We start from the raw sequence: 25,145 nt of genomic DNA on the forward strand, positions 1-25,145 counted from the left end.
TATGCCCCGCCCTGAATGAGCGCTCCGCTCGCCCCGTCCGTCAGGAACAGGTCGCGTGATTCCCAACGACATCAAGATCACCCCCCAGCTGGTCGCCGAGCATGGGCTCAAGCCCGACGAGTACCAGCGCTTCCTGCATCTGATCGGGCGCGAGCCGACGATCACCGAGCTCGGCATCGTCTCGGCGATGTGGAACGAGCACTGCTCGTACAAATCCTCGAAGATCCATCTGAAGACGCTGCCGACCAAGGCGCCCTGGGTGATCCAGGGCCCGGGCGAGAACGCCGGCGTGATCGATATCGGCGACGGGCTCGCCGTGGTCTTCAAGATGGAGAGCCACAACCACCCGTCCTTCATCGAGCCCTATCAGGGCGCGACCACCGGCGTCGGCGGCATCCTGCGCGACGTCTTCACCATGGGCGCGCGTCCGATCGCGGTGCTCGACGCGCTGCGCTTCGGTGACCCGTCGCATCCGAAGACCCGTCATCTCGTCTCCGGCGTCGTCGCCGGCATCGGCGGCTACGGCAACTCCTTCGGCGTGCCGAATGTCGGCGGCGCCACCGGTTTCCATCGCCGCTATGACGGCAACATCCTGGTCAACGCCATGGCGGTCGGCCTCGCCCGTGCCGACGAGATCTTCTACGCCAAGGCGTCCGGCGTCGGTAAGGCGATCGTCTATCTCGGCTCGAAGACCGGGCGCGACGGCATCCATGGCGCGACCATGGCTTCTGCCGCCTTCGACGAGGGCGCCGAGGAGAAGCGCCCGACCGTGCAGGTCGGAGACCCCTTCGCCGAGAAGCTGCTGCTGGAAGCCTGCCTCGAGATCATGGCCGCCGGCCATGTCGACGCGATCCAGGACATGGGCGCAGCCGGCCTGACCTGCTCGGCCGTCGAGATGGGCGCCAAGGGCGATCTCGGCGTCGAACTCGACCTTGATTCCGTGCCCTGCCGCGAGGAGCGGATGAGCGCCTATGAGATGATGCTCTCGGAGAGCCAGGAGCGCATGCTCATGGTGATCAAGCCCGGGCATGAGGAGCCGGCCGAGGCGATCTTCCGCAAATGGGGCCTCGACTTCGCCGTCGTCGGCAAGACCACCGACACGCTGCGCTTCGTCGTCAAGCACCAGGGTGAGACGATGGCCGATCTGCCGATCAAGGAGCTCGGCGACGAGGCGCCGGAATATGATCGGCCGTGGATCGAGACGCCGAAGCGGCCGGTGGTCGATGCGGCGAGCGTTGCCCAGCCGATGGCGAATGCCGAAGCCCTGCTCAAGCTGGTCGGCTCGCCCGATCTCTGCTCGAAGCGCTGGATCTGGGAGCAATACGACACGCTGATCCTCGGCAATTCGGCGGTGACGCCGGGTGGCGACGCCGGCATCGTGCGGGTCGAGGACGGGCCGAAGGGCCTCGCCATGACCGCCGATGTGACGCCGCGCTATTGCGAGGCCGACCCGTTTGAGGGCGGCAAGCAGGCCGTCGCCGAGGCCTGGCGCAATCTGACCGCGGTCGGCGCCCTGCCGCTCGCCGTCACCGACAATCTCAACTTCGGCAATCCCGAGCGGCCCGAGGTGATGGGCCAGCTCGTCGGCTGCATCAAGGGCATCGGCGAGGCCTGCCGGGCGCTCGATTTCCCGGTCGTCTCCGGCAATGTCTCACTCTACAACGAGACCAATGGCGTCTCGATCCTGCCGACCCCGACGATCGGCGGCGTCGGCGTCCTCGCCGATGTGACCAAGCATGCGACCGTCGGCTTCAAGGCCGAGGGCGAGGCGATCATCCTGATCGGCGAGACCAATGGCTGGCTCGGCCAGAGCGCCTATCTCGCGACGATCTGCGGCCGCGAAGAGGGCGCGCCGCCGCCGGTCGATCTTGCCATCGAGCGGCGCAATGGCGATTTCGTCCGCCCGCTGGTCACGGCCGGCCGCGTCAGCGCCTGCCATGACCTCTCGGATGGCGGACTTGCGGTCGCGCTTGCCGAGATGGCGATGGCGAAGGGCGTCGGCGCCAAGGTCGCGGCCCTGCCGGCCGGTCCCGCCCATGCGGTGCTGTTCGGCGAGGATCAGGGCCGCTATCTCGTCACGGTGCCGGCCGGTGCCGCAGAGGCGCTCATCGCCGAGGCAAAAGCGGCGGGCGTTCCGGCGCAGCTGATCGGGCAGACCGGCGGCGCCGATCTTGCCCTGCCGGGCGAGGCCGCCGTTTCGATCGTGGCTCTGCGCAAGGCGCATGAGAGCTGGCTGCCGGACTACATGGCCGGCAAGGCTGCCTGAGGAGACCTAAAGACATGGCGATGGACGCCTACGAAATCGAGAACATGATCAAGGCGGCGCTGCCCGATGCGGTGGTCGAGATCAAGGACCTCGCCGGCGACGGCGATCACTACGCCGCGACGGTGACCTCGGCGGCCTTCAAGGGCAAGTCCCGGGTGCAGCAGCACCAGATGGTCTATGCCGCGCTGCAAGGCCGCATGGGCGGCGTGTTGCACGCCCTTGCGCTGACGACGGCGGTTCCCCAGAATTAGAACGAATGCATCCAGCGGGCCTTGAACCCGCCCCAGGAGATCAGGACATGACCGACATCAATGCCCGCATCGACGCCGAGGTGAAGTCCGAGGACGTCGTGCTCTTCATGAAGGGCACGCCGCAATTCCCGATGTGCGGCTTCTCCGGCCAGGTGGTGCAGATCCTCAATTACGTCGGCGTGCCGTTCAAGGGCGTCAACGTGCTCGAGGATCAGGAGATCCGCGAGGGCATCAAGGCCTATTCGAACTGGCCGACGATCCCGCAGCTCTACGTCAAGGGCGAGTTCGTCGGCGGCTGCGACATCGCCCGCGAGATGTTCCAGGCCGGCGAGCTGCAGACGCTGCTGGCGGAGAAGGGCATCACCGTCAAGCAGGCGAGCTGACGCTCTCAATTTGTCGAAGCCTTCGAGAGGGCGGCGCATCCGGCGCCGCCCTTTTGCATTTGGCGCCGGGTGGCGGTCTACCGATGCCACGTCGGAGGCTCACTTCACCAGCAGCCAGTCCTCGACGACCAGCGCGTCGAGGCCCGAGGTGTAGAACATCAGGATCGCATCCTCGCTCGTATGCAGGATCGGCTTGCCCATGATGTTGAAGGAGGTGTTGAGGATCACCGGCACCCTGGTCAGATCGTGGAAGGCCGAGATCAGCGCGTGATAGCGCGGATTGCGCTGCGCCGTGACGCTCTGCAGCCGGCCGGTGCCGTCCTCATGGACGACGGCCGGGACGCGGGCGCGGACCGCTTCCTTCCAGCTCAGAGTGCGTTCCATATAGGGCGAGTCCTGGTAGTCCTCGAACCAGTCGGGGCCATGTTCGGCCAGGATCGACGGGGCGAAGGGCCGGAAAGCCTCGCGATACTTCACCTTGGCGTTGAGCAGGTCCTTGGCGTTCGCCGGGCGCGGATCGGCGAGGATCGAGCGGTTGCCGAGGGCGCGCGGGCCGAATTCGGCGCGGCCCTGGACCCAGCCGACGAGCTTGCCTTCGGCGAGCAGGCTTGCGGTCGCGGGCGCGATCTCATCGGCCGCGAGCTTGCGCAGTCGCGGCTCCCAGGCAGCCATCCGCTCGAACGGCTCGGTCGAGACGGTCGAGCCGAGATAGGGGCTCAGCGGTCCCGCCGGCGGGCGCCAGCCGGGATTGGCTTCGGCATAGGCGAGCCAGGCGGCACCGAGCGCATTGCCGTCATCGGCTGGCGCCGAGGGCACATGGACATGGGCGAAACCGTGGCGGCCCGCGACCTTGTCGTTGCAGATCTTGCCGTTGAAAGAGGAGTTCAGGGCGCAGCCGCCGGCAAGGACGAGGTTCTCGGAGGGGCAGAGCGCCGCCGTCTCGGCCAGCAGCGCCGCCATCATCTCGGCGAAGACGTCCTGTCCGCAGCGGGCGAGGTCGGCCCAGCCCTGATCGAGCGCATCGGCCGGGCGGTGGGCAAGGATCTCGGCGCCGACCTCCCTGACCGTCGCGGCATCGGCGAAGGAGAGCTTGCTGCCCTCGATCCGGTAGAGCCGGCGGAGCAGCGTCAGTAGTTCCGGGTCCTGCCGGCCATAGGGGGCGAGCCCCATGATCTTCCATTCCTCGCCCTTGGCCTGGTCGAAGCCGGCGAGATCGGTGACGAAGCCGAAATAGAAGCCGATCGAGGCGCGGCCGCTATGGCGCCTGAGCTCGGTGATCTCGCCGTCCCTCAACGCAAAGATCGCCGAAGCGCCGGTTTCGCCCATGCCGTCGACCACCAGGCAGGCGGCGTCGCGGAAAGGCGAGGACCAGCAGGCATAGGCGGCATGGCTGAGATGGTGGCCATAGCGCGTAAGGCCGGTGATCCTCGCATCGCCGAAGGCGCGGTCGAGCCCGATCAGCGTGCCGATCCCGGCGCGCTGCTGGGCGAGGTGGAGCGAGGCGATGAAGGCCCGCTCGGAGCGCTCCGGCACCATCGAGCGGTTGAATTCCGGCGAGAGCTTGAGCAGGGCATCGAGCGTGAAGGCGCCGCTGCGGTCCATCTGCGCCAGGAAATCGGTGAACTCGGCGCCCCAGCTGGTCGCGAGGCGGATCTCGGCACCGCGCGGAATGTAGCGCCTGAGCAGAGAGTCCATCCGCGCCGTGGTGTCCGGCTCGCAATTGGGGGCGCGCTTGTACTGGAGATAACGCTCGGCCGCTTCCGCGAAGAGAACCTCGCCATCCGGGCCGACGATGGCGATGGCGGGGTCGTGGAAGGTGGTGGCGAGGCCGATCGTGTAGGTCATGTACTCGGGCAAGTGATGGGGTGGCCGATACTCTAACATGAGGGATGTCGAGATTGCGACGCGCCAGCGCTCCTTGCGAGTTGATTTTCGCGAATTTGCCGTTATCGTATTGTATTTGTTTGTATAATTTTATTTTCGTTGACTGGACATATGATGCGCCTAGGCTGCGCGTCTCCCAAAATTCGCCCGCAGGTCCTGTTTGATGTCGAAATTTCTATTTGTTCTATCTTTTATTTTTTCTGTATTTTCTAATATCTGCCTTGCTCAAGGTATTGTCCCTGGCAATTCTAGTTCTACTTCTGATTCGGCGGTCGAGCGCGGGGCTGCGTCGCTCGACGATCTCGTGCGCGTGCTCGAGGACGACAAGCTGCGCGCGGATCTGCTCCAGCGCCTGCGGCAACGTCCGCCGGGGCAGGCGGCACCGGCGCAGCCGAGCGAGGCAGGGCTGGCGCAACGTGTCGCGGAGTACACCAGAGCGGTGGCCGAGCAGAGCGCCGAGGCGGTCTCGGCAGCGCTGCAGGCGGCGCGGCAGATCGGGTCGGTGTTTTCGGGCGATTCAGGGCTCGACATGGTGCGCCTGCGCGATGCCGGGCTGGCACTGGCGCTGGTCGCGGCGGGGCTGTTCGCCAGCTTTCTGGTCGTCAGGTTCGCCGTCGAGGCGGTGCAGGGCAGCCTGGCGAGGCGGGTCGAGCGGGCATCCTGGGCGCCCCGGCTGGCCGCGCTCATCGGCGCGGGGATCCTGGATCTGGCGGGCGTCGCCCTCGCCTGGGGGGCGGGCTATCTGATCGCCCTCCAGCTTGTCGGCGGCGCAACCCGCCGCATGACGCTGGACCAGACCCTGCTGCTCAACGCCTTTCTGGTGATCGAATTCGTCAAGGTGGCGATGCGGGCCGTGCTCGAGCCACGCCATCCGGGACTGCGCGTCCTGCGGCTCGACGATACGATGGCGGCGTACTGGTATTTCTGGCTGGCGCGGCTGGTTTCGCTGATGGGCTACACATTCCTGTTCGCGGCACCGGTCATGGCGCTCTACCTCCCGGCCGCCGCGGCGCAGGCACTCAAGGTCCTGGTGACGCTGACGGCCCTGGTGATCACGATCATCATCATCCTGCAGAACCGGCACAGCGTGCGCCGCCGGCTGTTCGCGCGGATGCAGGCCGGCCGGCGCGACCTGCTGGCCCGCGCCGGCCACGTCTTCGGGCGCTACTGGCACATCCTCGTCATCACCTATCTCGTCGGCATCTTCCTGGTCTGGCTGGTCAACCCGGCGCGTGCCTTGCCGTTCGTCATGGCTGCGACGGTCCAGTCCGTGGTCGTCGCGCTGATCGGCGGGCTGGTGGTCGCCTTCGTCTCGCGATTGGCCAATGTCGGCGTCCGCCTGCCCGAGGATATCCGCCTGCGCCTGCCGCTGCTCGAGCCGCGGCTTCAGGCCTTCACGCCGCGGGTGCTGCAGATCGTCAGGACCCTGGTCGTCCTCGGTGTTCTTCTCGCCGTCGCGCAGGCCTGGCAGCTGCTCGATTTTGCGGGATGGCTGGCGAGCGCGTCCGGCCAGAGGCTGACCGGTTCGGTGATCGCGGCGGCGCTGATCGTCCTCGTCGGCATGGGCATCTATGTCGCGATGCTGTCCTGGGTCGAATATCGGCTCAATCCCGATTTCGGGACGGTCCCGACCGCCCGCGAAAAGACCCTGCTTGCCCTGTTCCGCAATGCCTTCACCACGGCGCTCGCGGTCCTCGTCATCATGCTCGCGCTGGGGCAGCTCGGCCTGAACATCGCGCCATTGCTGGCCGGCGCCGGGGTGCTGGGCCTGGCGATCGGCTTCGGTGCGCAGAAATTCGTGCAGGACATCATCACCGGCGTCTTCATCCAGTTCGAGAACGTCATGAACGAGGGCGATGTCGTCGAGGTCGGCGGTAAGTCCGGCGTGGTCGAGCGCCTGACCATTCGCTCGGTCTCGGTCCGCTCGCTCGACGGCACGCTGCACCTGATCCCGTTCTCTTCGGTCGATCAGGTCTCGAACATGATGAAGGGCTTCTCCTTCCACGTCGCCGAAATGGGGGTCGCCTATCGCGAGAGCATCCCCGAGGTGAAGGAGGCGATGGCGGAGGCCTTCGCCAGCCTGCAGGCGAGCGAGCATGGCGAGCGGATCATCGGGCCGCTCGAGATGCAGGGCATTACCGCTTTCGGCGATTCCGCCATCACCGTGCGGGCGCGGATCAAGACCTTGCCGGGCGCGCAATGGGCGGCCGGGCGCGCCTATAACGAGCTGCTCAAGGAGGTCTTCGACCGCCGCGGCATCGAAATCCCGTTCCCGCATCTGACGCTCTATATGGGCGCCGACAAGGCGGGCGCGGCGCCGCCGCTCAACCTTTCGGGGCAACTTGCGCTCGCCGGAGCGTCGGCGGGCAAGCCATAGGCGTCGCGGGCAGAGGTTCCGGCCGGGGCGGCGAAAGCTCGGCTCAGCGGCCGAGCGCCGTCCGGATCAGGGCGAGGGCTTCGGTGCCGGCCCATTCGGCGGGCCCCTGCAATGTCGCGAGCTCGCAGCCCTGCGGATCGACCAGGAGGCTCACCGGCATGCCCTCCGCCTTCTTGGCGGCGCGCAGATCCTGGAAGACCTTGGCTTCGGGGTCGGCGTAATAGGCGAGGCCGGCGATGTCCTTCTTCGCCAGCCACTCCTTCGGCTTGTCGAGGTTGCGCGTGTCGATATTGACGGTGACGACCTCGAAATCCGGACCGCCGAGCGTCTTCTGGAGCTTGGCCAGCGCCGGCATTTCGAGCAGGCATGGCGGGCACCAGGTCGCCCAGAGATTGACCAGCACCGTTCGCCCGCGCATCGCCGAGAGGCTGGTCGGCTTGCCGTCCGGGCCGTTGAAGGCGAGATCGGGCACGGGCGTCGACTTTTGCGGCACCTGGATGGCGGCGATTTCGCCCTTCACCAGCGGTCGCAGCTGGACGAGCTTCGTCGTCGCGGCGCTGCAAGTGGAATTGCCGGCTCCGCCCTGCCCGGAGTAGAAGGCGGCCACGCCGCCGAGCGCGACCAGAACCAGCGCGCCGAAGGCCACCGCCATTTTCGAACGAGACGTCATCGTGCGTCCTCAAGAGCAGGAAAGATCGCCGTGAGCAACCGCATGTGGGGTGGGCGTTTCGCCACAGGTCCAGACGCCATCATGGAGGAGATCAACGCCTCCATCGATTTCGACCAGCGCCTGTGGCGGCAGGACATCAGGGGCTCGCTCGCGCATGCGGCCATGCTGGCCGCGACCGGGATCCTGACGCAGGACGACGTGGACGTCATCACCAAGGGACTCAAGGGCATCGAGGCCGAGATCGAGGGCGGGCGCTTCACGTTCTCGCGTGCGCTCGAGGACATCCACATGAACATCGAGGGCAATCTGCGCGAGCAGATCGGCCTTGCCGCCGGGCGCCTGCACACGGCCCGCTCGCGCAACGACCAGGTCGCGACCGATATGCGGCTCTGGGTGCGCGACGCGCTCGACCAGCTCGACGAGCAGGTCGCCGATCTCCAGCTCGCCCTCGCCGAGAAGGCCGAGGCCTATGCGGGGGCGGTGATGCCGGGCTTCACCCATCTGCAATCGGCGCAGCCCGTCACCTTCGGCCATCATCTGCTCGCCTATGTCGAGATGCTGGCGCGCGACCGCAGCCGGCTCAGGGATGCCCGCGAGCGCATGAACGAATGCCCGCTCGGCGCCGCCGCGCTCGCCGGCACCTCCTTCCCGATCGACCGGCACATGACGGCGGAGGCGCTCGGCTTCGCCCGCCCGACGGCGAATTCGCTCGATTCGGTCTCGGACCGCGATTTCGTGCTGGAGACCCTGTCGGCCGCCTCGATCTGCGCGATGCATCTGTCGCGCTTCGCCGAGGAGATCGTGCTCTGGGCGACGCCGCAATTCGGCTTCGTCAAGCTCTCCGACAAGTTCTCGACCGGCTCCTCGATCATGCCGCAGAAGCGCAATCCGGACGCGGCCGAGCTGGTGCGCGGCAAGGCCGGGCGCATCTTCGGCGCGCTGCAGGCTCTGCTGACGATGATGAAGGGCTTGCCGCTGACCTATTCGAAGGACATGCAGGAGGACAAGGAAGGCACCTTCGACGCGGTGCAGACCCTGTCGCTCTGTCTGGCCGCGACCACCGGAATGGTTCGCGACATGCAGCCGGACCTCAAGGTGATGAAGAAGGCGGCCGGCCTCGGCTACGCCACCGCGACCGATCTCGCCGACTGGCTGGTGCGCGTCCTCAAGATGCCGTTCCGCGACGCGCACCATGTCACCGGGCGCCTCGTCGGCCTGGCTTCGGAGCGTGGCGTCGGGTTGGAGAAGCTCTCGCTGGCCGAGATGCAGCAGGTCGAGCCGACGATCACCGAGGCGGTCTTCGCGGTGCTCGGTGTCGAGCAGTCGGTGAAGAGCCGGGTCAGCTATGGCGGCACCGCGCCCGCCAATGTGAAGCGGCAGGCCAAGCGCTGGCTGAAGCTGCTCGCCAAGGATGCCGGCCGCCAGTCCCGGGCTTGACCTGAGCCTCTCGTGTCCCAGTTTCTCGGGCCTGCGCTGCGCCGGCCCGAGAATGACGCCGGCGAGGCTCGCAAGCCTCGGCGCCATTCGCTACACTGCCGCTCGAACCTAGTCCGAGGATTTTCTTTCGTGCCGCATTCCCGCCTGAAATTCGGCCGCGCCGTTCTGTTGGCCGGCCTGCTCGGACTCGCGCTCGCGGCCTGTGGCCGCAAGGGCCCGCTCGAGGCCCCTCCCAACGCCAAGAACGCCATCGCGCTGCCGGACAAGCAGATCGGCGCCGTCGAGAATACGCCGCCGACCGCCATGGACGCCTCGCCGCTCGGTAAGCCGGCGAAGGCGAGCAAGGCGCTGCAGATTCCCGAGACGCCCTTCGTGCTCGACCCGCTGCTCTGAGCTGACAATGCACCACTTCGCCTATCGCGACGGCGCGCTCTTCGCCGAGAATGTCGACCTGCGCGAGATCGCGGAGAAGGTCGGAACCCCCGTCTACGTCTATTCCTCGGCCACGATCGAGCGGCATTACCGGCTCTACGAGCAGGCGATGGCGTCGATCACGCCAGGGCGGAAGCCACATGTCTTCTATGCCATGAAGGCGAACAGCAATCTCGGCGTGCTGAAGACGCTGGCGGGGCTGGGAGCGGGGGCGGACACGGTTTCCGAAGGCGAGATCCGCAAGGCGCTGGCGGCCGGCTTCCCACCGGAACGCATCGTCTTCTCCGGGGTCGGCAAGAGCGAGGGCGAGCTCGCCTTCGCCGTCGAGGCCGGAATCTACCAGGTCAATATCGAGAGCGAGAGCGAGCTCGACTTGCTGTCGCGCATCGGCGAGCGGCTCGGCCGGCGCCAGGAGGCGGTGTTCCGGGTCAACCCCGATATCGGGGCCGGCGGCCACGCCAAGATCACCACCGGCTCCTCGGCCAACAAGTTCGGCGTCTCCTTTGAGGACGTGCACCGGCTCTACGCCCGCGCTGCCAACCTGGCCGGCGTCCGGATCATGGGGCTCGCCGTGCATATCGGCAGCCAGATCCGCGAGACCGGAGCCTTCGAGGCGGCCTATGCCAAGATGCGCGACCTCGTCCTGGCGCTGCGCGAGGAGGGGCACCGGGTCGACCGGCTCGATCTCGGCGGCGGCCTCGGCATTCCCTATGAAGTGCCGCGGGATTTCGACCATGGCCCGGGGCTGATCGAAGCCTATGCCGGGATGGTCGGGAAGCTGACGGCGGGACTCGATGTCGAGCTCGGCTTCGAGCCGGGCCGGCTGATCGTCGGCAATGCCGGCATCCTGCTGACGCGGGTGCTGCACCTCAATCCGCGGCCGACCAAGCAATTCCTCGTCGTCGACGCCGCGATGAACGATCTGATGCGGCCGGCGATGTACGAGGCCTATCACGAGATTTGGCCGGTCGCGGAGCCCGAGGAGGGCGCAAAGACGGTCGCCTATGACGTGGTCGGGCCGATCTGCGAATCAGGCGACACCTTCACCACCGGGCGCGAGCTGCCGCAGCTCCGGCAGGGCGATCTGATCGCATTCATGACCGCCGGCGCCTATGGCGCCAGCATGTCTTCGACCTATAACCAGCGCCTGCTGGTCGCCGAGGTCCTGGTGAAGGGTGATCAGTTCGCGGTGACGCGGCCCAGGCAGAGCTATGAGGAGCTGATCGGCACCGATCGGTCCCCGCCCTGGCTGTCCTAGACCGAGCATGATGATCGCTCTGGCGGCTTCACAATTCCCGGAGCGCCTGTGGGCTGCCGCGCTTCCGCGCTGGTCATGCCATATTCCCGTGCTAGCCTTTGTCCCATATCGGAGGCAGAGGGCCGTATGGCGCGGCCCGGAGCAGCGGGATGAATGACAGGCCGCGCCACACGGCGCTCGATCCGCTCGCATTGATCCGCCGCAGGCTCGATCGCCTCGCGGTGGTGTCACGACTATCGCTGGCCTGGGAGCGGCTCTGGCCGCGGCTCTGGGCGCCGCTTTCCATCGCTTTCGCCTTCCTCGCCGTTTCCTGGCTCGGGCTCTGGCTGCATCTGCCCTGGTGGGGCCGGGCCGGAGGCGCGCTTCTGTTCGCCGGCGCCTTTCTTGCGAGTTTCTGGCCGATCGTCCGCGACCGTTGGCCGAGCCGGCGCGAGGCGCTGGCGCGGCTCGACCGCTCGGTGGCGGGCGGCCATCGTCCCGCGACGGCGCTCGAGGACAGCCTCGCCGTCGGTGGGCGCGATCCGGTCTCACAGGCGCTGTGGAAGCTGCATCTGCAGCGCCAGAGCGAACATGTCACGGCGCTGAAGGTGAGCGTGCCTCGGCCGCTGATGGCCGCACGCGACCGACGCGCGCTGCGCGCCGTGCCGCTGCTCGCGGCGGTCACCGGCTTCTTCGTCGCCGGCCACGAGGTCTGGCCCCGGCTCTCGGCGGCTTTCGACTGGCGCGGCCCGGCCGCGGCGACGGCGCCGGCGCGGATCGATGCCTGGATCGATCCGCCGGCCTATACGCGCCTGCCGCCGATCCTGATCGATTTCTCCAGGCTCGCCAGCCCGCGCTTCAACGTTCCCGAGAAGTCGACGGTGGTCGTGCGTATCGCCGGCCGCAGCGCCATGGACGTCGCCACGACAGGCCGGCTCGACGCGCTGCCGGCCGATGACAAGGCGGCGCCGGCCGGCGCCGGCCCAGGCGGGGCTGCCAGATCAGCCGAGCCTGCCGTCGCGGTCGTCGAGAAGCGCTATCTCCTCGCCGGTGACGGCACGCTGCGCATCACAGGCAGCGGCGCCCCGGAGCCGACGCTGAGCCTGCACGCCGTCATCGACGCCAAGCCCGAGATCGCTTTCGTCGATGCCCCCAAGCCCGTGAGCGGCGTGCAGGGCGGGCTCGGGATCGGCTACCGCGCCAAGGATGATTACGGAATCGCGGCGATCGAGGTGATCGTTTCGCGCGCCGGCCCGGTCACGGGCGGGCGTTCTCTGGTCGAAGCGCCGAAGCAGAGCCTGCCGCCGCCATCCTCCGCCTCCGGCGAGGAGGAGATGAAGAGCACGGTCGATTTTTCGGCCCATCCCTGGGCCGGCGCCAAGGTCAATATGAGCCTGCTGGCGCGCGACGAGGCCGGCCAGGAGGGCCGTAGCGAGACGCTCGAAGTGGTTCTGCCGCAGCGCGTCTTCACCAAGCCGCTGGCCAAGGCGCTGGTCGAGGAGCGCCGCCGTCTGGTGATGAATGTCGAGACCCGCAAGCGCGTTCAGCTCGCCATCGACGCGCTGATGATCGAGCCCGAGCGCTTCATGAAGGAGACCGGGGTCTATCTCGCCATGCGGATGATCGGCGAGCGCCTGCGCCGTGCGACGAGCGACGATCAGCTGCGCGAGACCGCCGACCTGATGTGGGGGCTCGCCTTGCAGCTCGAGGATGGCGATCTCTCCGATGCCGAGAAGGCACTGCGCGCCGCTCAGGAGAACCTGCAGCAGGCGCTGGAACGCGGCGCTTCCGAGGAGGAGATCCGCAAGCTCACCGAGGAAATGCGGCGGGCGATGGATCGCTATATGCGCGAGCTCGCCCAGCAGATGCAGCGCCAGCAGCAGAATGGCGAGCAGAACCAGGCGCAGCTGCCGGAGAATTTCCGCTCGGTGACGCCGCGCGACCTGCAGAACATGCTCGACCGGATCGAGGAATTGTCGAAGCGCGGCGATCTCGCCGAGGCGCAGCGGCTGATGGAGGAGCTCAACAACCTCCTCAACAATCTCAAGACGGCAAGGCCCGGCCAGCAGGATCCGCGCCAGCGCGAGATGAACCAGGCGCTCGGCGATCTCGACCGGATGACGCGCGAGCAGCAGCAATTGCGCGACGAGACCTATCAGCAGGAGCAGCAGCGCCAGAACCGGGCCCAGCGTGGCCAGCGGCCGGGCCAGCAGCAGGCCCGCCCCGGCCAGCAGGGCCAGCGCCAGCAAGGGCAACAGGGCCAGCGTGGGCAACGCGGCCAGCAGCCCGGCGAGCAGGGCGACGAAGGCGAGGGCGAGGACGGCCAGAACGCCGAGGGCGGCCAGGGCCAGGGGCAGGGCCTGTCGCAGCGTCAGCAGGCCCTGCGCGAGCGCCTGCAGGACCTCCAGCGGCGCATGCGCGGCATGGGCGCCGATCCCGGGGAGCTCGGCGAGGCCGAGGAGGCGATGCGCGAGGCGGAGGGACAGCTCGGCCAGGGCCAGGAAGGCGAGGCCGTCGATGCGCAGGGACGGGCGCTCGACGCGCTGCGCAAGGGCGGCCAGAACCTCGCCCAGCAGATGCAGGGCCAGCCCGGCGAGGGTGAGGGCAATGATAACGCTTTTGGCGAACCCGATGGGCGCCCGGCGGGGCGGCCTTCAGCCCAGCAGCGCACCCGCGACGACCCGCTCGGCCGGCCGCAGCGCCAGCGCGATTGGGCCGATGGCCGGGTCCGCGTGCCCGGCGCCGACGAGAGTGCGACGCAGCGCGCACGGCGCATCCTCGAGGAGCTGCGCCGCCGCCTCGGCGATCCCTCGCGGCCGCTGGAAGAGCTCGACTATCTCGAGCGGCTGCTGCGGCGGAACTGAGCGCGTCGCCTCGCGTCATGCTCGGGCTTGACCCGAGAATGACGACGAGTAACCCGCTCCAACGGCGCGACTGATCGGCTGGCGGGATATCCGGCCGCGTTATCCCCGTCCCGGAAAACCGGTGCATGATACCCGCAGCCACGGGGAGCGCCGTCATGTCGATGAAGGGATCGCGAAGCCGCAGGAAGTCCGCCGCGCCGGTGCCGGCCGAGGACCTTCCGGTCGAGATGCCGGAGGCCGTCGCCGCGCCGGACCTCGCCGTGACTGTGGCGCGCCTTGCCCGGCTTGCCCCGGTCGGCAAGGCCGAGATCATGGCGAACGTCGCGCTGCATTTCGAGCGGCTCGCCGTTCAGGCCGAGGTCACGACGCGGCTGCGCCTCTGCCATTTCCTCGCCCAGGCCGCGCATGAGACCAACCGTTTCCGGACACTCGAGGAGCAGGGTGGGCCGGCGCAGTTCGCGCGCTATGAAGGGCGCGCGGATCTCGGCAACAGCGAAGCCGGGGATGGCGCGCGCTATCATGGCCGCGGCGTCTTCCAGCTGACCGGCCGGGCCAACTACCGGCGTTATGGCCGGATGCTGAACGTCGATCTCGAGGGCCGGCCGGAGCTCGCGCTCGATCCGCGCATCTCGATCCAGATCGCCTTCGCCTATTGGCGCGACCGCAACCTCAACGCCGCCGCAGACCGCGACGATGCCGCCCGCGTCACGCAGCTGATCAATGGCGGCGCCAACGGTCTCGCCGACCGCCGGCAATTGCTGGCCACGGCGAAGGGCATCTGGGTTTAGGCCGGGCAGCCAGTCCAGGGGCCGAAACCGATCAGGATCGGCCTCGGCCGCTATAGCTTGGAATCCACGCGGTCGGCTTAAAGCTTTCGCAAGGGCAGGCGGCGATAAGCTGCGCAGCTGTCGCCACCTGCCGCAGAGTGTGCCTTGCCGCTGGACTACCATTCGCTGCTGACGGCCTTCGCCCTTTCCGGTTGCGGATTGGCGATCACCTTTTTCGTCAGCTGGCTGGCCTCCAGAACGGAACGCTTCCTGATCGCCTGGACTTTCGGCGTGGCGTTCATGGCGCTCGGCGTGCTGATCTACAGCTGGTACGCGCAGACCATGGTGCCGGCCATCGGCGCCGCCGGATACACGATCCTGCTGACCGGCCTCGCCTTCGTGTTCGGCGCCGGCCGTGAGTTCCGCACCGGCGTCCTGCCCTGGCGCAGCATGGTCGTCATGGCGGTGGTGTCCTCCGCCGCCATGGCCGTCCCGATGCTGGCCGGCTACAACGGCGCCGCCATCGTCATGCTCAATGTCGCAGCGACGGTCATTCTTCTGATCACGGCCTGGGATTACTGGCTCGGCCGCGCCGAAGCCCGGTTGGCCATTCCGCTGCTGACGGTCCTTTACGTGCTGACGGGGCTCTCCTTCGTCCCCTGCGCCATCCTGCTGCTACTGGATGGCGAATGGCGCCTGTCGCAGGCTCCATCAAACTGGGCCGAAGACCTCAACATCGTCATCTGCCTGCTCACCCTGTCCGGTATCGGCGCGCTTTCCCTGGCGCTGAACCAGGCGCGGCTGGCGCGCGGCCACAAGCGCGATGCCGAGACCGATCCTTTGACCGGCTTGCTCAACCGGCGGGCGCTGCTCAGTCGCCTCTCAGGCGACGTCAGAGGTCCCGCGGCATTGATCGTTTTCGACATGGACCACTTCAAGACGACCAATGATGTCCATGGTCATCTGGCGGGCGACGAGGTGCTGCGAAGCTTCGGGAAGATCCTGGCGCTGACCAGCCGATCGCAGGGGCTCGCGGCGCGGCTCGGCGGCGAGGAATTCGCGCTGCTGTTGCCGGGAGCCTCGCTGATCATGGCGGCAAATCTCGCCGATGGCGTGCGCAGGCGCCTCGCCAAACGCAATTTCAGCGGGAATGGTGGTTCGTTTTCGAGCACGGTCAGCGCCGGCGTCGCCTGGTCCGAGGATGCCCTCATTGATTTCGAGGCGCTCCTGCACGATGCCGACAAGGCGCTCTATGCCGCCAAGCGGAATGGCCGCGATCGGGTCGCCCGTGCGGGCGACACGGAACCTCCGGCCAGCGGCCGGCCATTGCCGGAGGGGCGGCGCGATGTCGTCGAGCGCGTCCGGCTCAAGGTCGGCTAGATCGCCGTGCGTCCGTCCGGACGCGGTTACGGTGATCGATCTTTTTGTTATCGCATCGGCCTGCGGAAACTGATGCGAAACAGCCGCACTGCTCAGCCGTGTCCCGCCTTCAACGCCTGGTCGAGATCGGCATAGAGGTCCTCGACATCCTCGATGCCGGTCGAAAGCCGCAGCAGATCGGGCGGGCAGGGTGAGCCGGCGCCCTCGATCGAGGCGCGATGCTCGATCAGGCTCTCGACGCCGCCGAGCGAGGTCGCTCTCTTGTAAAGTTCGACGCGAGCCGCTGCGGCAACGGCCGCCTGCTCACCGCCGCTGACCTGGATCGAGAGCATGTAACCGAAGCCGCCCTGCATCTGGCGCGCCGCGATGTCGTGGCCGGGATGCTGCGGCAGGCCGGGATAGAGCACGCGCGAGACCAGCGGATGGGCCGAGAGCTTCTGGGCCAGCGCCATGGCCGAGGCCGACTGGCGCTCCTGCCGGACATGGAGCGTGCGCATGCCGCGCATCAGGAGATAGGCCTCGAACGGGCCGAGGATGCCGCCCTGCATCTTGCGGACGGTCTTGACCCTGCCCCAGAACTCGTCGTCCTCGCTGGCGCAGAGCGCACCGGCGACGACGTCGGAATGGCCGTTCAGCACCTTGGTCGCGGCATGCATGACGATGTCGGCGCCGAGGGTCAGCGGCCGGGTATGGACCGGCGAGGCGCAGGTTGAATCGACCGCGAGCTTGGCGCCGGCGGCATGGGCGATCTCGGCGGCGGCGGCGATGTCGGTGATGGTCCAGAGCGGGTTCGACGGCGTCTCCGCCCAGACGAGCTTGGTGATGCCGGGCTTCACCGCGGCCTTCAGCGCGGCGAGATCGTCGGTCTCGACGAACTCGATCTTCAGCCCCCAGCGCGTCGCCTCGGTCAGGAGCCAAGCCCGCAGCGCCCAGTACATCACCTTGGAGGCGACGACATGGTCACCCGGGGAGAGCGCCTGGAACACCGCGGTCGCCGCGGCCATGCCGGAGCCGAACAGCAGGGCGCCGGCCTTGGCCTCCTCGAGCATGGCGAGCACGGCCTGCGCCTCGTGCACCGTCTCATTGTCGGGACGGCCATAGACGAAGCCCGAGGAATAGGCGTTGTCCGCGTCGCGGATATAGGTGGTGGCGACATGGATCGGCGGCACGACCGCCTTGGTCAGCGGGTCGATCTTGCCCATGGCCTGGGCGGCGAGCGAGCGGGGATGCAGCGGGCGCTTGGTCATCGGTGATCCAGTTTCCACTATGAGAGACGATTCATCTCACTGTCTTTGTTGCGGTGCAATAGGCTCGTCTTGCGAGGAGCGCAGGGATACCCCATCCTTGCCGCATGAGCACACAGACCGATAGGGCCGATCGCCAGCTGCCCGCATGGCTGGCCATTATCCTCGCCATCGTACCCGTGGCGGCGGCGTCGCTGATCGGCAGCGCGGCGACGGTGCCGCAGATCCCGGGCTGGTATGCCGGGCTCGCCAAGCCGCCCTTCAACCCGCCGAACTGGCTGTTCGCACCGGTCTGGACCGTCCTGTTCGCGCTGATGGGCCTCGCCGCCTTCCGCGTGCTGCGCCGCCCGTCAGGCACGATCGGTCGTGGCCGGGCGCTGCTGGCCTATCATGTCCAACTCGCGCTCAATCTCGCCTGGTCCTGTGTCTTCTTCGGGCTGAACAGCCCGGCGAGCGGGCTCATCGTCATCGCCCTGCTGATCGCCGCGATCATCTGGACGATCAGGCGCTTCGCGGCCCTGCCGGACCGGTTCGCGGCCTGGCTGCTCGCGCCCTATCTCGCCTGGGTCGCGTTCGCCGCGGTGCTCAACCTCGCGATCTGGTGGTTGAACCGCTGAACGATCACGCTGCCCAGTCGGTGACCATCAAGCCGGGTATGCGCTCGAATTCGCGACGATTACCCGTGACGAGAACCGCGCCGCGGCGACGGGCCTGGGCAGCGATCAGGACGTCGTAGGCGCCGATCGGCATGCGGGAGGATTCGAGCGCGGCGCGGATGTCGCCGGCCTCGGCGGCGTCCTCAGCGTCGAAGAGAAGTGCCTCGAAGCCTTCCGCAAGGAAGGCGTCGAGTACCCGGGTGGACGCTTCGCGCCGAACGCTCTTGGCGATGCCATAGTGCAATTCGAAGAGGACGATGGTTGGGATGAGCAGCGTCGTTCCTGCCGCCAGCTCCTGCTGAAGTCGCTGTTCGACGGCCGGAACGCGGCCATTGATTGCGAACACGATCACATTGGTATCGAGACAGAACATCGGACCAGCTCAGCCGAATACGATCTCGTCCTCGTTCCCCGGTGGCGGATCATCCGGCAGCTCATCGACCAGGAAATCGCGTGCACCAAGCGCATCGAGGCGGGCGCGCCAGGCTACGGCGTCGAAAGGCGGGCGCGTGACAGGTTCCAGGATGACCTTGTCGCCGACCTTGCTGACTCGTACTTCGCTGCCCTCGAAACGGAACTCCTTGGGCAGCCGGACAGCCTGGCTGCGGCCGTGCATGAAGAGCTTGGCCCTTGCCGATGACACTGTGCTCATCACGACGCCTCCAGGGTCGATATCTACCAAAGATAGATATCGCTCGTCTGGCGTCAATGGACAAAGGGCTTCAACCGATCGAGCGTTCGATCACCCGCATCACGGTCTCGCGCAGCTCGGCGATGGTGAAGGGCTTGGCCATCACCTCCGCGACGATCGTCTCGAGGCTCTTGGCGCGCTCGCGCTGCTCGGCATAGCCGGTCATCAGCATGATGGTGAGGTCGGGGAATTCGCGCTTCGCGGCGAGGGCGAGCGCGATGCCGTCCATCAGCGGCATGCGGATATCGGTCAGTACAAGGTCGAACCGGCCCTGTTCGGCGGTCAGGATCTCCAGCGCCTCGGCGCCATCGCCCGCCATCATGCAATCGTGCCCGTCCATGGCGAGGCCGCGCGCGACGAGCATGCGCAGGGTCTCCTCGTCATCGACCACGAGAATGCGCGACATGGGTTCAGATCCCCGGCAAGCCGGCCTGGTCGGCGGTCTCGATCACGCCGACATAGGGGAGTTGGCGATAGGAATGGGCGACGTCCATGCCGTAGCCGACGACGAAATAATCCGGGCATTCGAAGCCAACATAATCGGCCTTGATGTTGACGGCACGCTTGCCCGGCTTTTCCAGCAGGACGGCGCTCGAAACCTTGGCCGCACCGCGCGCCGCCAGCAGATCCTTGGCGAAGGCGAGGGTGCGGCCGGATTCGAGGATGTCGTCGACGAGCAGGACCTGGCGGCCGCGGACATCGCTCTGCACGTCGCGCAGGATCTCGACCTGACCGGAGGAGATGGTGGCGGCGCGGTAGCTGGAGAGATGGACGAACTCGACCTGGGGCGCCATGCCGGCGCGGTGCATCGCGCGGATCAGATCGGCCACGAACATGAAGCTGCCCTTCAGCACCGCGACGACCAGCAGGTCGGCGGGCGAATCAGCCGCGATCGCCGCAGCCATCTCGGCGTTGCGGGCGGCAATGGTCGCCTCGTCGTAGAGCACCCGGATACGCTGGGATGGCGGCATGGTCTGGCATTCCTTCCGGGCTCCGGCGCCCGCTAGCGCCGCCCCATGATCGCGGCTGAAACTGGACCTATCGATAACGCCGGAGCGCAGATAATTGAAGTCTGCCACGGCAATGCGGTGGAGGAATCACCGAGCGCTGGCGAGCGTCGCCTGGGCGAGCGGCCCGAAACGGACCTGTACCGAGCGGCCGTTCTCCGGCGGTGCGGCCAGCCGCGCCCGGAAGCGGACCAGCTCCGCCGGCTCGAGTACGGGCCGCGGAGGATCCGCGGTCCAAGTGTAGAGCACCTGGCCGGCCTCGTCCTTCACGGCGACCGTGATCGGTGGCAGCTTCGCCTTCTCGCGGGTGATGTTGGTGACGTCGCCCTCGACGACCAGGAACCGTCCCTGCGCATCCTGCACGAGTTCGCTCTCGACGGCGCTGAAGGCGAGCCCGCGCAGATTGACGGGCAGGCCGAGCTTTTCATAGAGCGCGGCAAATTGCGGCAGGGTGCGCACCACTGCGCCGCGCTGCCAGAGAGCCAGGCCGAGGACGCAGACCCCCGCGAGGGCGATTGCGGCGGGCGTGCTGAGCGGCAGGCGCCCGGCCGGCCGGAGCCTTTCGAGCCAGCCTTTCGCCGCAGGCTTGCGGCGCCGTCTGGTCGGCGCGGTGGTCGGCGTCGCCGCGGCGTCGCTGCGTTCGGCGGCGAGCGCCGAGACGCTTTGTTCGATCTCGGCGGCCTGGCGCAATTCCTCGGCCAGCAGGGCGTTGGTCTCGTCCTCGCTGGGGGCGCTGGGAAAATCCTGGGCCGCGATCTCGCCGAGATCGGCCTCCGGCTCGGCCGCTGGCGCCTCCGCCTGCTGCGGCTCGGGCTGGGGCGCGGCCAGTGCCGGGGCCTCGACCTGCCAGGTCGTCTGGCAGGACGCGCAACGGACCTTGCGCCCGGAAGGGCCGATCTTGGCCTCGTCGAGCTCATAGCGGCTGGCGCAGGAGGGACAGACGATCAGCATGGTCTTGGGGCGGTCGCTCCGCGCGGCGTTGGTCTGCAGCCGGCTGGAAGGCGCGGCGATGATGTCCGAACCTCCTCGGTTCCGTGCGGCGCGCAAGCGCCGCCATGCCGGGAGGCGGTTCGTCCAGTCATTGGCGCAATTTATGGTTAACGTCGCGTAAAGCGGGTGCTTTCAGGGGAAGAATTGCGGGGAGCGACGGCATGACCCTTCCCGCGGGCGGCCGCTCCGGGTGTAGGATCGCGCTGCGGCGAGACCGGCGAAGCGCGATTCGGCGGGTTACGGGATAGGAGCAGAGTTGGTTCGGTTCGAAAATGTCGGGCTGCGATACGGTATGGGGCCGGAGGTGCTGAAAGACATCAATTTCAGCATCGCGCCGCGTTCGTTTCAGTATCTGACCGGGCCTTCGGGAGCCGGCAAGACCACGCTGATCCGGCTGATCCTGATGGCGCTGAAGCCGACGCGCGGCCTCGTGCACCTCTTCGGCCAGGACGTCTCGCGGCTCGAGGCGACGACGCTGACCGATTTTCGGCGCAAGATGGGCGTCGTCTTCCAGGATTTCCGCCTGCTCGACCATCTCACCGTCTACGAGAACGTCGCCCTGCCGCTGCGCGTGCTCGGCAAGGAAGAGGCCGGCTATCGCGCCGAGGTCGTCGAATTGCTGCGCTGGGTCGGGCTCGGGGAGCGCATGCATGCGGTGCCCTCGGTTCTGTCCGGTGGCGAGAAGCAGCGCGCGGCGATCGCCAGGGCGCTGATCTCGCGGCCGCAGCTGCTGCTCGCCGACGAGCCGACCGGCAATGTCGATCCGGGTCTGGGCCGGCGCCTGCTGCGCCTGTTCATGGAGTTGCAGACGCTCGGCACTGCGGTGGTGATCGCGACCCATGACCTGGCGCTGATGGAGCTCTATGACGCACCGCGCCTGGTGCTCGCCGACGGGCATCTTCATGTCGACGCCTGACCGGGGCGCCGAGCCGGCCGAGCACGAGGAGGGCGAGGAGTTCGCCCGGCCGCGATCGCGGTTGCCGGATAATCTGCGGCGCGATCAGCCGCTGGTCCCGGTCGACACGGTCGCCGGGCGTGCCCTGGTGGTGGTGATCGCGATCCTCACCTTCCTGGCCGCGCTCAGTGCCGGCGGTGCCTTGATGGCGGCGCGGGCTTCGGAGCAATGGCGCGGCGCGGTCGCCAACGAGATGACGATCCAGGTCAGGCCCGATCCGCGCCGCAATATCGAGGCCGATCTCGCCCGGGCCGTCGAGCTCGCCCGTGCGGTTCCGAGCGTCGCCGAGGTACGGGCGATGCCGCGGGCCGAATCGGACAGGCTGCTCGAGCCATGGCTCGGCGCGGGGCTCGATCTGATCGAGCTACCGGTGCCGCGCCTGATTGTGCTGCGCCTCAATGCCAGCGTGGCAAACGACCTCGTCGCCTTCAGCCAGACATTGCGGCGCGAGGTGCCGAGCGCGACGCTGGACGATCATCGGCTCTGGGTGCGCCGGCTTTCGACCATGGCGAACACGATCATCGTCGCGGGGGTCGGTGTGGTGATGCTGGTGCTGGTGGCGGCGGCGCTCGCCGTCGCCTTCGCCACGCGCGGTGCGATGGCTGGCAGTCGCGACAGCGTCGAGGTGCTGCATCTGGTCGGCGCCGATGACGAGTTCATCGCCCGAGAGTTCCAGAACCGGTTCATCACGCTAGGGTTGCGGGGCGGCGGCGCCGGTGGATTCGCGGCCGTCATCGTCATCGCGCTGCTCGGCTGGCTGGCTTCGGCCTGGAGCGCGACCCCCGAGGCAGATCAGTTGCAGGCTATGTTCGGCGCCTTCGAGATCGGCTGGTCGGGCTATGGCGTCGTCATTCTGGTTGCGGCAATCGTTGCCGCCATTGCCGGTCTCGTCTCTCGCGTGACGGTTCGGCATTATCTGCGGGCGATGTCGTGATGTATTGCAAGGGGGGGCCTGCGATCATGCCGCTATTGCGCCCGAATGGGCGAGTATCTTGCAGTGGTCATGGCGATGATCGCAGCGAGGCCAGCTCATCCTACGCGTGCTGAGGGCGATGTGGCCGATGCGCGCGCCATCGTGACGAAGGCGTCGTTCCGCCGCAGGTTGGGACGTGCGCTGCTTTGGCTCGCCTTGCTGGGAACTCTGGCGCTTGTCGCCGGCTATGTGCATTTCGCGATGCGCCTGGCCCAGAGCGAGGCCAGGGCGCCGCGAACCGACGCGATCGTCGTGGTGACCGGCGGTGCCCAGCGCGTCGGCGACGCGATCGGCCTGCTGCATGCCGATCGCGGTACGCGATTGCTGATCAGCGGCGTCAATGAGCGGACCGGGCGAGAGGAGCTGGCGAAGCTCAACCCAAGGGCGCGCGAGGTGCTGACCTGCTGCGTCGATCTCGACTATCGCGCCCGCAACACCATCGGCAACGCCATCGAGACCCGGCGCTGGATTCGCCAGCACGGCTTTCGCTCGCTGCTGCTGGTGACCTCCAATTACCACATGCCGCGCACCATGCTGGAATTCAATCACGCCATGCCCGGCGTGCGGATCGTGCCCTATCCGGTGGTCACCGACCAGGTCGACGTCACGGCCTGGTGGAAGGACTGGCACACGATCAGGCTGCTGGTGCCTGAATATGCCAAATACCTCGTGGCCTTCCTGCGCAGCCTGGTCGAGGACGATCCCGAAACCTCGCGGCTTTCGGTGATCATCGGCGGACGAAAGCCGGTTTCGCCCAAGCCGGGCGACCAGATGGGACCGGAGCAGGACAAGCGTTCGCGCTCCGCAGGGCAGGTGCCGGGCGCCTGAGGCCGCGGTGCTCTTGACGGGCGCGCGCCGGCGAGGTTCTTGCCCCGCATGCTCGTGCTCCGCTCGCTCCTCTTCAATATCGCCTTCTACCTCAACCTCGCCTTCTGGCTGGTCTGCGCCATGGTGACCATGGTGTTGCCGAAGCGCTTCCTGCTCGGCGTCGCCCTGAATTGGGCGAGCAGCTCGCTCTGGCTGATGCGGGTGATCGTCGGCACGCGCTGCGAGATCAGCGGCATCGAGAACATTCCGCCCGGCGGCATCATCATGGCGGCGAAGCACCAGTCGGCCTGGGAGACCTTCGCGCTGATCACGGTGTTCCGGAACCCCGTCTACATCCTGAAGCGCGAGCTGACCTGGCTCCCCTTCTTCGGCTGGGCGCTGCTGAAGATGAAGATGATCCCGGTCGATCGCAGCGCCGGCAGCCGCGCGCTGCAGATGGCGACGCGCCGGGCCAAGGTCGAGCTCGGGCAGAACGGGCGGCAATTGCTGATCTTCCCGGAGGGGACGCGTCGCCCCGTCGGAGCCCCGCCGGCCTATAAGTTCGGGGTTTCCCATCTCTATGGCGAGCTCGGCGTGCCCTGCGTGCCGGTCGCGCTCAATGCCGGCCTGTTCTGGCCGCGGCGCTCCTTTCTGCGCCGCCCGGGGACGATCCGCGTCGAGATCCTGCCGGCGATCCAGCCCGGCATGGACAAGAAGGCCTTCCACATGCTGCTGCAGGAGCAGATCGAGAGCGCCACCGACCGTCTGGTCAGCGAGGGCCGGGCCGAACTCGCCCGCCTCGGCGTGCCGGCTCCTGTCAGTCCGCGGCAGGAAGCGACGCGCAATGGCTGATTGAACTTGACAGCAGCGTCACTATGTTCTGATTTTGTTCTTGAACAAAGGAGGAACCGATGGCTGCTCTGGCTCTTCTGGCCGACCCTTGCGAGGATCGCCCGGTGCGGACCGCGCGTGAGGCGCCGCTGCGTGGTGCGGCGCAACTGGCTGAGCGGCGCTTCACGGCCTGGCGCGGCCGCTCGGGGCGGCGCTATGTCGCTTCGGTCTTCGCGGTGCAGGACGGGCATGCGCTGAACTTCACCGATGCCGTGCTGCTCGCCGTCTCGCCGGAGCGGACGATCGTCGCGGCGCGCGACAGCGGCGCCTTCGGCATCGACGCGGCGCTGACCCGTTGGCGCGACGCGGCCGCCATGGCCGGTGCCTGCGAGATCCATGTGCATTTGCTGGCCGAGGACGGCGCGAGCCGGCGCGCCGCGCTCGCCGATCTGATGCCCGAGGCCTGAAGGCTCAGGTCGGGCTAGGGCTCGGGCTCTTGTCGAGTTCGGCGACGAGGTGGGTCAGCAGCGGGTCGTGGATGCCCATCTCATGCAGATGCTCCTGGGTGCGCCGGACATAGTCCGGATTCTCGCCTGAGACGCCCTTGCCCTGCCGCACGAAGCCGAGCACAGCCGCTTCCGGCAAGCGGCCGGCATACTGGCCGTGGGCCCGGTCGGCGATATAGGTGAGCGCATTCAGGCGCCGCCCGTCGTCGAGGCGGATGGCGAGCCGCCTTTCGAGATAGACCGCGGTCGCCTGCTCGCGGGCCCGCAGATAATCGATGGTTTCCTCGGCCTGGTCGACCGGCACGCGAAAGGCGACGCCGCGGCAGATGCCGCCGCGATCCAGCCCCAGCACCAGCCCCGGCGTCTCGGGTGTGCCGCGATGGACATGCGAGTAGATGCAGAGCGAGCGGTGGAAACCGTGCAGCCGCGCCCCGGCGCGCTCGGCGAAATCGAAGCCAGGCCGCCAGATCAGCGAGCCATAGCCGAAGACCCAGAGATCCTCCGGCGTTTCCGCTTCGGTCATCCGTACCCTCACAA

General features: G+C 67.7%; 25 protein-coding genes. 16 read left to right on the top strand and 9 right to left on the bottom strand.

The annotated features are described in order from the left end of the window. Positions 1-55 precede the first annotated feature (55 nt). Genes purL through grxD form a run of 3 tightly spaced genes read left to right on the top strand, consistent with a single transcriptional unit; the run spans position 56 to position 2,900 of the window. Positions 56-2,266, top strand: a complete 2,211-nt coding sequence (gene purL / locus AC3RCC_RS05840) for a phosphoribosylformylglycinamidine synthase subunit PurL (protein WP_291637662.1) — start codon at positions 56-58, stop codon at positions 2,264-2,266. Positions 2,267-2,280: 14 nt separating this feature from the next. Further along, complete coding sequence (locus AC3RCC_RS05845; protein ID WP_492257881.1) at positions 2,281-2,517, top strand: BolA family protein; 237 nt, start codon at positions 2,281-2,283, stop codon at positions 2,515-2,517. Between the two features lie 47 nt (positions 2,518-2,564). Further along, the gene (gene grxD / locus AC3RCC_RS05850; protein WP_291637666.1) at positions 2,565-2,900 is read left to right on the top strand and encodes a Grx4 family monothiol glutaredoxin; all 336 of its coding nucleotides are present in this window, start codon (positions 2,565-2,567) and stop codon (positions 2,898-2,900) included. Positions 2,901-2,999: 99 nt separating this feature from the next. On the opposite strand, the gene AC3RCC_RS05855 is transcribed toward grxD, so the two are convergent. After that, entirely contained in the window at positions 3,000-4,745 is a 1,746-nt protein-coding gene (locus AC3RCC_RS05855) for a carbamoyltransferase family protein (RefSeq protein WP_492257882.1), read from the bottom strand. Between the two features lie 202 nt (positions 4,746-4,947). Between AC3RCC_RS05855 and AC3RCC_RS05860 the strand changes: the two genes are divergently transcribed. Next, positions 4,948-7,161, top strand: a complete 2,214-nt coding sequence (locus tag AC3RCC_RS05860; RefSeq protein ID WP_492257883.1) for a mechanosensitive ion channel domain-containing protein — start codon at positions 4,948-4,950, stop codon at positions 7,159-7,161. A 43-nt stretch (positions 7,162-7,204) separates the two neighbouring features. Here the strand turns inward: AC3RCC_RS05860 and tlpA are convergent, their stop codons facing one another. Further along, complete coding sequence (gene tlpA, locus AC3RCC_RS05865) at positions 7,205-7,831, bottom strand: thiol:disulfide interchange protein TlpA (protein ID WP_492257884.1); 627 nt, start codon at positions 7,829-7,831, stop codon at positions 7,205-7,207. Between the two features lie 30 nt (positions 7,832-7,861). On the opposite strand from tlpA, the gene argH reads away from it, so the two are divergent. The 6 genes from argH (at position 7,862) to AC3RCC_RS05895 (ending at position 15,948) form a co-directional block, all read left to right on the top strand. Next, a complete protein-coding gene (gene argH / locus AC3RCC_RS05870) occupies positions 7,862-9,268 on the top strand; it encodes an argininosuccinate lyase (RefSeq protein WP_492257885.1) in 1,407 nt (468 codons plus the stop codon). A 129-nt stretch (positions 9,269-9,397) separates the two neighbouring features. Then, positions 9,398-9,661, top strand: coding sequence for an LPS translocon maturation chaperone LptM (lptM, locus tag AC3RCC_RS05875; protein ID WP_291645758.1), 264 nt, complete (start codon positions 9,398-9,400; stop codon positions 9,659-9,661). A 7-nt stretch (positions 9,662-9,668) separates the two neighbouring features. Beyond that, positions 9,669-10,958, top strand: coding sequence for a diaminopimelate decarboxylase (gene lysA / locus AC3RCC_RS05880; RefSeq protein ID WP_492257886.1), 1,290 nt, complete (start codon positions 9,669-9,671; stop codon positions 10,956-10,958). Between the two features lie 149 nt (positions 10,959-11,107). Next, entirely contained in the window at positions 11,108-13,801 is a 2,694-nt protein-coding gene (locus AC3RCC_RS05885) for a TIGR02302 family protein (protein WP_492257887.1), read from the top strand. 155 nt (positions 13,802-13,956) lie between these two features. Next, a complete protein-coding gene (locus AC3RCC_RS05890) occupies positions 13,957-14,589 on the top strand; it encodes a glycoside hydrolase family 19 protein (protein WP_492257888.1) in 633 nt (210 codons plus the stop codon). Positions 14,590-14,733: 144 nt separating this feature from the next. Further along, the gene (locus tag AC3RCC_RS05895; RefSeq protein ID WP_492257889.1) at positions 14,734-15,948 is read left to right on the top strand and encodes a GGDEF domain-containing protein; all 1,215 of its coding nucleotides are present in this window, start codon (positions 14,734-14,736) and stop codon (positions 15,946-15,948) included. 92 nt (positions 15,949-16,040) lie between these two features. Here AC3RCC_RS05895 and AC3RCC_RS05900 read toward each other — a convergent pair whose 3' ends face one another. Further along, the gene (locus AC3RCC_RS05900; RefSeq protein WP_492257890.1) at positions 16,041-17,195 is read right to left on the bottom strand and encodes a trans-sulfuration enzyme family protein; all 1,155 of its coding nucleotides are present in this window, start codon (positions 17,193-17,195) and stop codon (positions 16,041-16,043) included. A 104-nt stretch (positions 17,196-17,299) separates the two neighbouring features. On the opposite strand from AC3RCC_RS05900, the gene AC3RCC_RS05905 reads away from it, so the two are divergent. Then, positions 17,300-17,809, top strand: coding sequence for a TspO/MBR family protein (locus AC3RCC_RS05905; protein ID WP_291637687.1), 510 nt, complete (start codon positions 17,300-17,302; stop codon positions 17,807-17,809). A 4-nt stretch (positions 17,810-17,813) separates the two neighbouring features. Here AC3RCC_RS05905 and AC3RCC_RS05910 read toward each other — a convergent pair whose 3' ends face one another. The 5 genes from AC3RCC_RS05910 to AC3RCC_RS05930 all read right to left on the bottom strand — a co-directional run bounded on the left by AC3RCC_RS05910 (position 17,814) and on the right by AC3RCC_RS05930 (position 20,593). Then, positions 17,814-18,221 (bottom strand): type II toxin-antitoxin system VapC family toxin, encoded by a 408-nt coding sequence (locus tag AC3RCC_RS05910; RefSeq protein ID WP_492257891.1) that lies wholly within the window; start codon positions 18,219-18,221, stop codon positions 17,814-17,816. A gap of 9 nt (positions 18,222-18,230) precedes the next feature. Beyond that, on the bottom strand, positions 18,231-18,500 hold the full coding sequence (locus AC3RCC_RS05915; RefSeq protein WP_291645750.1) for an antitoxin: 270 nt from the start codon (positions 18,498-18,500) through the stop codon (positions 18,231-18,233). A 70-nt stretch (positions 18,501-18,570) separates the two neighbouring features. Beyond that, entirely contained in the window at positions 18,571-18,945 is a 375-nt protein-coding gene (locus AC3RCC_RS05920) for a response regulator (protein ID WP_291637692.1), read from the bottom strand. 4 nt (positions 18,946-18,949) lie between these two features. Continuing rightward, positions 18,950-19,510 carry a hypoxanthine phosphoribosyltransferase gene (gene hpt, locus AC3RCC_RS05925; RefSeq protein ID WP_291637694.1) on the bottom strand — a complete coding sequence of 187 codons (561 nt, stop codon included), beginning with the start codon at positions 19,508-19,510 and terminating at the stop codon, positions 18,950-18,952. Between the two features lie 126 nt (positions 19,511-19,636). Continuing rightward, positions 19,637-20,593, bottom strand: a complete 957-nt coding sequence (locus AC3RCC_RS05930) for a zinc-ribbon domain-containing protein (RefSeq protein WP_492257892.1) — start codon at positions 20,591-20,593, stop codon at positions 19,637-19,639. Positions 20,594-20,792: 199 nt separating this feature from the next. Here AC3RCC_RS05930 and ftsE point away from each other — a divergent pair, with 199 nt between their 5' ends. The 5 genes from ftsE to AC3RCC_RS05955 all read left to right on the top strand — a co-directional run bounded on the left by ftsE (position 20,793) and on the right by AC3RCC_RS05955 (position 24,569). Next, positions 20,793-21,452 carry a cell division ATP-binding protein FtsE gene (gene ftsE, locus AC3RCC_RS05935; protein ID WP_291637698.1) on the top strand — a complete coding sequence of 220 codons (660 nt, stop codon included), beginning with the start codon at positions 20,793-20,795 and terminating at the stop codon, positions 21,450-21,452. After that, positions 21,439-22,425, top strand: coding sequence for a cell division protein FtsX (locus AC3RCC_RS05940; RefSeq protein ID WP_291637700.1), 987 nt, complete (start codon positions 21,439-21,441; stop codon positions 22,423-22,425). Before ftsE ends, AC3RCC_RS05940 begins: the two co-directional genes overlap by 14 nt. Before the next feature lie 120 nt (positions 22,426-22,545). Then, positions 22,546-23,292, top strand: a complete 747-nt coding sequence (locus AC3RCC_RS05945) for a YdcF family protein (protein WP_291637703.1) — start codon at positions 22,546-22,548, stop codon at positions 23,290-23,292. 48 nt (positions 23,293-23,340) lie between these two features. Then, positions 23,341-24,123: a lysophospholipid acyltransferase family protein gene (locus tag AC3RCC_RS05950; RefSeq protein ID WP_291637705.1), complete on the top strand. Its 783-nt coding sequence runs from the start codon at positions 23,341-23,343 to the stop codon at positions 24,121-24,123. Positions 24,124-24,182: 59 nt separating this feature from the next. Next, positions 24,183-24,569: a hypothetical protein gene (locus AC3RCC_RS05955; protein ID WP_492257893.1), complete on the top strand. Its 387-nt coding sequence runs from the start codon at positions 24,183-24,185 to the stop codon at positions 24,567-24,569. 4 nt (positions 24,570-24,573) lie between these two features. On the opposite strand, the gene AC3RCC_RS05960 is transcribed toward AC3RCC_RS05955, so the two are convergent. Beyond that, positions 24,574-25,131: a gamma-glutamylcyclotransferase gene (locus AC3RCC_RS05960; RefSeq protein WP_492257894.1), complete on the bottom strand. Its 558-nt coding sequence runs from the start codon at positions 25,129-25,131 to the stop codon at positions 24,574-24,576. Positions 25,132-25,145 lie beyond the last annotated feature (14 nt).

The sequence above is a fragment of the Allobosea sp. GW823-FHT01F03 genome (genome assembly GCF_058798075.1).